This is a genomic window from Paenibacillus sp. 01T422 (assembly GCF_056398785.1).
The window spans coordinates 1-3,823 of sequence record NZ_JBFTQB010000644.1 but is presented as its reverse complement, the minus strand read 5'-3'; the positions used below and the strand labels follow the sequence as shown (position 1 = coordinate 3,823).

Below are 3,823 nucleotides of genomic sequence, written 5' to 3'. Positions count from 1 at the left end.
CTTCTTGATCGTGTACTCGCCTAACTCGGCTGCGCGCTCTGGCAGCTTTTGTGTAAGGATCGTATCCACAGCCGCAAAACCTGCAGCCGTTGCAATCGGCGTACCGCCAAATGTCGAACCATGGCTACCTGCATTAAACCCTTCAGCAAGGAAAGCTTTCCCCAGCATAGCGCCAATCGGGAACCCGCCGCCCAGGCCTTTGGCCAATGTAAAAATGTCAGGCTCAACACCATAGTGTTCATAGGCAAAAAGTTTACCTGTACGCCCTACGCCCGTTTGGATTTCATCCGCTATCAAAAGCAGGCCTTCTTGTTTGCACAGCTCTGCCAATTGTTTCACGAACTCCGGATCAGCCGGCAATACGCCGCCTTCGCCCTGTACCATTTCCAGCATGATCGCGCATGTTTTGTCATTCACAAGACTGCGCACAGCCTCGATATCGTTATAAGGCGCATACACAAAGCCTTCGGGAAGCGGATGAAAGCCTTCCTTCACTTTCTCTTGACCCGTAGCGGTCAATGTTGCGAGCGTCCGTCCGTGGAACGACATGTTGAACGTAATAATCTCGTACCGACCGTTGTTCAGCACCTTTTGGTTGTAGCGACGTGCCAGCTTGATTGCGGCTTCATTCRCTTCTGCTCCTGTGGAACAGAAAAATACAGCATCCGCACAGCTGTTATCCGTAAGTAACGAAGCTAGTTTTTCCTGGTTCGGAATATGGAAAAGGTTGCTTACATGCCATAGCTGATCCAACTGCTCTACAAGCTTCTCTTTCACTTCTTGAGGCGCGTGTCCAAGGTTCGCTACCGCAATTCCGCTCATCAAATCGATGTACTCCTTGCCCGTATCGTCCCATAGTCGGCTACCCTCCCCCTTCACCAGTGTAATTGGATATCTGGCGTACGTTGGAAAGAGCGAGCTTTTACCCGTTTCACTCATGTACATTCCCTCCTCTGAAATAATTATCTTACAATCCGTGTGCCAATCCCGGTGCCCTTCAGCACCTTGCTGAGTACGTTCGGTTCAGAACCATTCACAATCACAACTTCCTGCACCTTGCCTTGAATGCAAGCAATCGCTGCGCGAACCTTAGGAATCATGCCGCCGTAAATGTCTCCACTTGCAATCATCTCTTCGATCTCTGCGACGCTTACAACTGGCAGCACCTGTTTCTCACCGTCAACCGTCTTCATAATGCCAGGTACGTCCGTCACGACAACCATTTGTTCCACGCCAAGGTGGGATGCCACTGCGCCAGCTGCCGTATCCGCATTAATATTGTAACGCTGTCCGCCATCTTCACCAAGCCCAACCGGCGCAATAACCGGAATGTAGCCCATGTTCACGATGCCTTGAATCAACTCTGCGTTAACCCTTGTCACATCACCGACTAAACCAACTTCGTGGCTGTTCGCCACTGGTTTCGCCTCGATCAAATGTCCATCTACACCGGACAAGCCAAGCGCTGCTGCGCCTGTCAATTGAATACGGCGTACGATCTCTTTGTTGATCTGACCAGATAGAACCATCTCTACTACGTCCAACACAGCTTCGCTTGTCACCCGCAGGCCGTTCACGAAACCAGACTCGATGCCCAGCTTCCCGAGCGTATCCGAAATGGCGGGGCCGCCACCGTGTACAATAACCGTTACGATGCCTTCCTCCTGAAGCTGACGCATATCTTCAAAAAAGCTGGCAGGCAGCGCCGCAAGCGTGCTGCCTCCGCATTTCATCACAAAGCAATTGTTCTTCACTGCGTTCGTTCCCCTTTGCTTCCTTATGTGCGGTAAGCCGCATTGATTCGCACATAATCATATGTCAAATCGCAGCCCCAGCCCGTTGCCTTGCCAGTGCCCAYATGTAAATTCACATGAATTTGAATGGTGTCTGTTTTCAAATAAGCCAGTGCTGCTTCCTCATCGAACTTCACCGGACGCGACTGCTCTAGAACTGCGATATCGCCTAAGCGAATGTCGACCGTGTTCACATTCACCGGTTGTCCCGAGTAACCGACAGCCGCAATGATCCGGCCCCAGTTCGCATCAGCGCCATAAACGGCGGACTTCACGAGGCTCGATCCAATGATCGACTTCACGATCTTACGAGCCGCTTCGTCGCTCTCAGCACCGATAACCGTCGTCTCAATCAGCTTCGTCGCGCCCTCGCCGTCGCGTGCAATCGCTTTGGCCAGGTACTCGCCAACGTATTGAAAACCAGCTGCGAATGCTTCCCAATCCGGATGCTCCGGAGTTAGCGTCTCGCCGCCAGCCAAACCGCTAGCCATCACCACGACCATGTCGTTGGTGGATGTATCTCCGTCAACAGTGATCATGTTGAAGGTGTTATCCGTGATCCTGCTGAGCAGCTGCTGCAGGTATTCGCTTTCGATCGGTGCATCGGTTGTCATGAAACCGAGCATTGTCGCCATGTTCGGGTGAATCATCCCCGAACCCTTCGCAGCCCCGGCAATGTGAACCTCTTTGCCGCCAACTACAAGACGGACACACGTCATCTTCTGCACAAGATCCGTTGTCAGGATCGCTTGGCAGAAGTCTTCGCCTCCGTCTTCTTTTACCCGTTGCGGCAGCTGCTCGATGCCCGCAAGCACCTTGCCCATCGGCAGAAGCTCGCCGATTACGCCTGTGCTCGTCACGCCGACTTGGTGCTCAGCTACGCCTAGCGCTTTCGCGCTGGCTGCACGCATCGCGTATGCGTCGTCTTCGCCCTGCTGGCCGGTGCACGCGTTCGCGTTGCCGCTGTTCACGATCATTGCCTGCAGCTTGCCGCCTTGGGCAATGCTCTCTTGCGTTACGCGCAGCGGTGCCGCTTGGAACGCATTCAGCGTGTACACGCCTGCCGCTGCTGCTGGCACATCACATACGATCGCGCCTAGGTCGTAGCGCTCCGTCTTCTTTAAACCACAGTGCAGGCCGCCTGCACGAAAGCCTTTCGGTGTCGTTACTGTGCCCTCAGGCACCACCGTGAAACTAACTGTATCCAACATCCTCGTCTCCTCACATGTCCCGCTTCTTATGGATATACCGGTGCGAAAAGCAATCCGGTCGTTTCTTCCCAACCGTACATCAAATTCAAGTTTTGAATGGCCTGCCCAGCAGCGCCTTTCACGACATTATCAATAACAGAAACGATCGTCACGCGACCCGTCCGCTCATCCACAGCAAAACCAATGTCACAGTAATTAGAACCGTATACTTCCTTCGTAGAAGGGAACTTGCCTTCTTGACGAATCCGTACAAACTTACGGCCTTCATAGAATTGACGATAGAGTTCAATAAAATCTGCAGCCGTATGCTCACCATTCACTGTAGCGTACATTGTAGACATAATTCCGCGTGTCATTGGCACGAGATGTGTCGTGAAAGTCGTCACTACCGGCTTACCCGCTACACGGCTGAGCGCTTGCTCAATTTCCGGAATATGTTGATGTTTATTCACTTTATACACATTTAAATTCTCATTAACTTCCGCATAGTGCACACCTAGATTAACGCCACGCCCAGCACCGGATACGCCCGATTTGGCATCAATGATGATCGTGGACGGATCAATCCAACCCGTTTTCACTGCTGGGATCAGTCCCAGAAGCGTTGCGGTTGGGTAACAGCCAGGATTTGCGATCAGGTCGCTGCCCTTAACTTCGTCTCCGAATACTTCGGACAAGGCGTAGATCGATTTCGCCAAGATATCCTCGGAAGCTGGCTTCTTTTTGTACCATTTTTCATAATCGCTGCTTGATTTCAATCTTAAATCCCCGGAAATATCAATAATCTTCAGGCCAGCAGCCAAAAGTTTCGGTGAAAGC

4 protein-coding genes are annotated in these 3,823 nt (G+C 52.1%); all 4 read right to left on the bottom strand.

Going from position 1 to position 3,823, the window contains the following annotated elements; all coding sequences use genetic code 11:
- On the bottom strand, nucleotides 1-939 hold a 939-nt coding region (locus AC1DUA_RS28045), incomplete at its 3' end, for an acetylornithine/succinylornithine family transaminase (RefSeq protein ID WP_477502888.1).
- A 23-nt stretch (nucleotides 940-962) separates the two neighbouring features.
- Nucleotides 963-1,733 carry an acetylglutamate kinase gene (argB, locus tag AC1DUA_RS28040; protein ID WP_477502889.1) on the bottom strand — a complete coding sequence of 257 codons (771 nt, stop codon included), beginning with the start codon at nucleotides 1,731-1,733 and terminating at the stop codon, nucleotides 963-965.
- A 44-nt stretch (nucleotides 1,734-1,777) separates the two neighbouring features.
- Nucleotides 1,778-3,004, bottom strand: coding sequence for a bifunctional glutamate N-acetyltransferase/amino-acid acetyltransferase ArgJ (gene argJ / locus AC1DUA_RS28035; RefSeq protein ID WP_477502887.1), 1,227 nt, complete (start codon nucleotides 3,002-3,004; stop codon nucleotides 1,778-1,780).
- A gap of 26 nt (nucleotides 3,005-3,030) precedes the next feature.
- Nucleotides 3,031-3,823, bottom strand: a 793-nt coding sequence (gene argC, locus AC1DUA_RS28030; protein ID WP_477502886.1) for an N-acetyl-gamma-glutamyl-phosphate reductase, incomplete at its 5' end; no start/stop codon positions are given.

Coding starts and splice junctions, on each gene's coding strand:
- argB (WP_477502889.1), bottom strand. CDS start 1,733: ATGAAATGCGGAGGCAGCACGCTTGCGGCGCTGCCTGCCAGCTTTTTT.